Source organism: Bradyrhizobium sp. (assembly GCF_049581145.1).
GTDB lineage: Bacteria > Pseudomonadota > Alphaproteobacteria > Rhizobiales > Xanthobacteraceae > Bradyrhizobium.
Genome location: NZ_JBAURI010000664.1, coordinates 1 through 4,645 on the forward strand (window position 1 = coordinate 1; position 4,645 = coordinate 4,645).

Annotated in this window: 3 protein-coding genes and 1 pseudogene; all 4 read right to left on the reverse strand. The window is 62.9% G+C overall.

Features of this window, described 5'->3' with window-relative positions:
• Positions 1–894, reverse strand: a pseudogene (locus tag WCB02_RS21685) (hypothetical protein); the annotation flags it as partial.
• A 639-nt stretch (positions 895–1,533) separates the two neighbouring features.
• Positions 1,534–2,610 carry a histidinol-phosphate transaminase gene (gene hisC, locus WCB02_RS21690; RefSeq protein WP_423961279.1) on the reverse strand — a complete coding sequence of 359 codons (1,077 nt, stop codon included), beginning with the start codon at positions 2,608–2,610 and terminating at the stop codon, positions 1,534–1,536.
• 10 nt (positions 2,611–2,620) lie between these two features.
• On the reverse strand, positions 2,621–2,923 hold the full coding sequence (locus WCB02_RS21695; protein WP_423961281.1) for a hypothetical protein: 303 nt from the start codon (positions 2,921–2,923) through the stop codon (positions 2,621–2,623).
• 299 nt (positions 2,924–3,222) lie between these two features.
• Entirely contained in the window at positions 3,223–4,539 is a 1,317-nt protein-coding gene (locus WCB02_RS21700) for a trypsin-like serine protease (protein ID WP_423961282.1), read from the reverse strand.
• Positions 4,540–4,645 lie beyond the last annotated feature (106 nt).

The following is a 4,645-nucleotide window of genomic DNA, read 5'->3' on the forward strand; positions in this document are numbered from 1 at the left end:
TCCAGAAGCATTGGTGAAGCTCCAGATCTCTCCCTGTGCGCTGGTGATCCCCACATCGGGATAAATTTGCCCGCTGACAGGGAAGATCCATTTCCCGCCGGTGTGCTCGCCGATACCGTCGCAGTAACCGTTCTGCGGAGCGTTGGCAGCGCAGAATGACGTATCGATTTCCGTGGACAGTTGGCCCTGCCCATTTCCAGTCTCGTATTGGGTGTCCTTCAGGAGGAAATGCCTGGTCGTTATCCCCGTGAGTGGCTGTGCACAGTGGGCATCGGCGCAAATATAGTCGGAAGCAGTGCCGATCGTGATGATGCTCGACAGCCCAGCCTGCATCTGGTTCATCGATATCCCGTGCGGATGAGGATGAAGGATGAAGGAGCCCGACGGATGGTTGGACGGGATGTTGTAGTCGTAATTGATGACGTTGGCCGTTACATCGAAGTGGATGTGGGAGTTGGTGGGTGGCGGCGGGATCGGCGTTCCGTTGGTGGTATTGAAGTCCAAGACATAGATGTCATCGCCGTAGGTCGGCCGCCGCACGGTCGGCGTGCGAGGCTCGACGATCAGGCCGTGCGTGTGCAGGTTCGATGGATTTAACAGCAGATAGTCCCCCAGCAGCGCTGCATTTGCAAAATCGGTCCCCGGCGGCAGCTTGTTGACGAACGTAATCTTGAGCTCGTCGCCGGCCACAAGCGCGAGCTGGACGCCGCTATAGGGCGCTGCTGAGGCCGCCGGGCAGCTGGTTGCTCCGGCCGGCTGGTTCTGACAAACCTGATAGGCCCAGGCATCCGGCCCGTTGCCGGAGGCTCCAGGAAAGAAGCTCTTGGCGGCCGTGTTGTCGATCCTTTCCGCCACCACGACCAGGCTGAGAAGCCCGTTTGCGGAAGCGAACACCGGAAGGTCCCGGTAGGGATCGGCACCTGCGGGTGATAGAGAAGCGGTAGCTAATGCGAAACCGATCGCAGCCGCAACGGCTCTAGGAAATCTTGGAGCACTCAACTTCGCCTCCCCAACTATAAGTTGTATGATTGATTTTTAGCATCCCCATTGTCTTCTAGACGAAAGACACGCAACGCGATTTGATTGCGATCAAGCTTTCGTGTGAATATTTTTACAATTCCAGTCGATATCTACCCTTGGTTGTTTGCGAGAAAATATTCCGTCTTACAACCTTTAGGCGCATTCGAAACATCCGCCGGCGGCGCGTAGCTTGGATTGGTGCCCATCGGATCCGCGCCAAGCGCGGTTCGATGGGGCAATCCGCCGCTTCAACCCCGGAAATAATTCAACCCCGGAAATAATGAATGTGCTCCCCTGCACCATTCGACCCGACTGTCGTCGTGCGTTGATCCCGGACGGATGCTGGTTCTTCATGGAGCGACCGCAGACCCCGCTCACCACGAATTCGCCGACAGTGTCGGATTGCGTCCGGTTTCGCGCGTTCGAGACATGCCGGCAGTCTTGGCGTGTCCGTCATACGCGGCAAATCGGAATCAGGCTGCCGATCGTCGAAGCGACAACGCGGCCGCGCAATCAGGCAGCCGAAGGCTCGCCGCCCAGGATCTCCGACAAGCCCTGCAATAGCCGGTCGATCTGCCCGTCGGTGCCGACCGTGATCCGCAGATAGTCGGAGATCCGAGGAGATGGAAAATGGCGGACGATTACGGCCCGTTGGCGCAACGCCGCCGCCAGCGCGCCACCTTCATGCGCGGGATGCCGGGCGAACACGAAGTTGGCGGAGGACGGCAGCACGTCGAAGCCGAGCCGGAGCAATCCGCGTTCCAAGCGGTCCCGGCCTTCGATCACGCGGGCGCGGCTCTGCTGAAAATAGGCTTCGTCCTCCAGCGAGGCGATCGCGCCGGCTTGCGCGGGCCGGCCAAGGGGATAGGAGTTGAAGCTGTCCTTGACCCGGGTGAGGGCCTCGATCAGCTCGGCGTCGCCGATCGCGTAGCCAACCCGCAAACCCGCCAGCGCGCGCGACTTGGACATGGTCTGAACGACCAGAAGGTTCGGGTGCGAGGCGACCAGGGGAATCGCGGTCTCGGCGCCGAAATCGACATAGGCCTCGTCGATCACCACGGGCGCGTCGGGATGATCCGCCAGCACCGTCACGATCTCGGCCCGCGACAGCGCGACTCCTGTCGGCGCGTTCGGATTGGGCACGATGACCGCGCCGGCGGGCCGGCGATAGTCGGCGATGCGGATCTGCATGGCAGGATCGAGCGGCACGGTCTCGAAGGCGATGCCGAACAGGCGGCAATAGACCGGGTAGAAGCTGTAGGTGATATCCGGGAACAGCAGCGGCGCATCATGCTTCAGCAGCGCGACGAAGGCATGCGCCAGCACCTCGTCGGAGCCATTGCCGACGAACACCTGTTCGGGTCGTACCGCGTGATAGGCGGCCAAGGCGGCCCGCAACGCGGTGGCCTGCGGGTCCGGATAGAGACGCAGCGCATCAGTCGCCTCGCCGCGGATCGCCGCCAATGCGCGCGGGGACGGACCCAGCGGGCTTTCATTGGTGTTGAGCTTGACCAGCTCCGCCATGCGGGGCTGTTCGCCTGGCACATAGGGCCGCAGGTCGTGCGTCAGGCTGCTCCAGAAACGGCTCATCAGGTTTTCGCTATCGAGGAGGCAGTTTGCCGGGCTCGTCCATTTCCTTCGCCCACATCATGTTCTGTGTCCGCGAGACCGCCACCGAACAATAGCCGCGCTCCTTCTTGTCGGCGTCCTCCCAGAACCAGTGCATGCAGCTCGCTCCGATGCAGAAGTCCCCGCGATAACGCAATTCGCGCGCGTACCAGGGAAAAAATTTCCACAGGAAGCGCCACCTGATCCAATCCCGGTAGGTCCAGCGCCCGCGCTTGCCGACTTGCATCACGCACATCCGCATCCGGGCCTCGCTCGGCGGCAACATTCCGCGCATGTCGAAAACCCTCCTGCTCCGCGCGACGCCATCGTCTGGCAGATTACCAAGATCGGTCATTTCTGCGGTGATTCTTTGACGGCCGGCCATCGCTTGCCCTCCAATCGATGCACTATTTCGACATCGCCACCTTGTCCCAGTTCATTTTTCGCCCGGGACCCGCGACTTGTCACGCCCTTGTCCTGTTCGGCTCTGCCAGCAAGCATGCGTATGCCTAATTTCCGCAAAGGGAACCGGATCTCCGCGGTTCCTGGCCGGTCACTTGCGCCATGGTCACCGACCGCCGTGGTCTTGACCGATCAGCGGGCGAGCCCTGCCTCCGCTCCAATCAGGTCCCTGACGGCCGTTTCGAACTGGCTGGCCGGCGGGGCGAACATCAACCTCACCTCTTCCTGAAAGGCCGAAAGGATGCCGATCACCGCAGGGGTGCCGTCGATGTCCGCCAGGATCGGCGAGCCCGAATAGCCGAAATTCCCCAGGCACTGCAGCACCAGTAGCCGATCGTCCTTGCCCAACTCGGCGCGGCAGTTCCGCAGCGCGGTCGGGGAGTAGCGGCGTTCCTCGCCGTAGCCAATCCCGGAGATCGTGCCGGCGAGCGTGGCGGCGTCCAGCTCCTCGCGCGTCAGTGCTTTCACCGCGACCGGCCGGGCCGGCAGGGCGTCCTTCAGGACGATCAACGCCCAGTCGTCCGGCGAGCGATCGAGCGTCCATTTGTCTTTCGGGGTCGGAACGAAATCCTTCGCCACGACAAACCGCTCTGCCACCGAAGATGAGGCCGGCGTTCCCTGCTTCATGCCGGCCAGGAAGTGGACGCTTCCGGGACTGATCAGCGCGGCTCCGTTCAACAGGCAATGCGCGGCGGTCAAAACGATCCGGGCGGCGACCAGCGTGCCTGTGCACCAGCCGCCGGTGCTGAAATGCGCAATGGTGATGACCCCGACTGCCGAGGCCGGCCAGCTCGTGGGATCCGCGACCTCTCCGAGATGCCGATCGAGACCGAGCAGTTCCTCAGCGGGCGGGTTGGCAACGCCAGCCAGCGATGATTCAGGCTTCGGCTTCCAGTGCTCGATGATCTGTTCGGCCTGGGCGCGTTGCGCCTCGCTCAGCGCCAGTTTCTGCACGACGCGGGGCGCGGATCGGACGCCGCCCTGCCCGGCCATGACGATGTAGGCGTAACCCTGCACCGGGTCTTTCGCGACGCCCCTGCCGTCCAGCGCCATCAGGCCGAGCATGAATTGCGCCTCGGCGAAACCCTGTGCGGCGGCCCGGGAGAACCATCGCGCGGCTTCTGCAACATCGGGCCGCACGCCTTCGCCGTTGACATAGGCGAGGCCGAGAAAATGCTGCGCGACCGGAAGTCCCTGGTCCGCGGCCTTGCGGTACCACGCGATCGCTGCCGCACCATCTCGCGGCACACCCCATCCATATCCGTGCATGAATCCGACGTCGAACTGGGCGCGCGCATCGCCCTTCTCGGCAAGCGGTGACAGGAGTCGCAGCGCCGCCGCGTAGTCACCGCCATGGGCCGCGGCGACGGCTTGGTCGAGATCGCCCGCCGTCGCCGGGCTGGCGAGGCCGACAAGGAGGATGAGGAGTGCGAGGGCTCTGTTGATCATGCGCGTCCACTGCGAGCGTCAAGTCTCATCGCGTATCATGATGAGGGCGCGAGAGGATACCATCAAGACGGCGACCATATGACTGGCCGGATTGATTGGCCACCCG

Coding starts and splice junctions, on each gene's coding strand:
- WCB02_RS21700 (WP_423961282.1), bottom strand. CDS start 4,539: ATGATCAACAGAGCCCTCGCACTCCTCATCCTCCTTGTCGGCCTCGCC.
- hisC (WP_423961279.1), bottom strand. CDS start 2,610: ATGAGCCGTTTCTGGAGCAGCCTGACGCACGACCTGCGGCCCTATGTG.
- WCB02_RS21695 (WP_423961281.1), bottom strand. CDS start 2,923: ATGCGCGGAATGTTGCCGCCGAGCGAGGCCCGGATGCGGATGTGCGTG.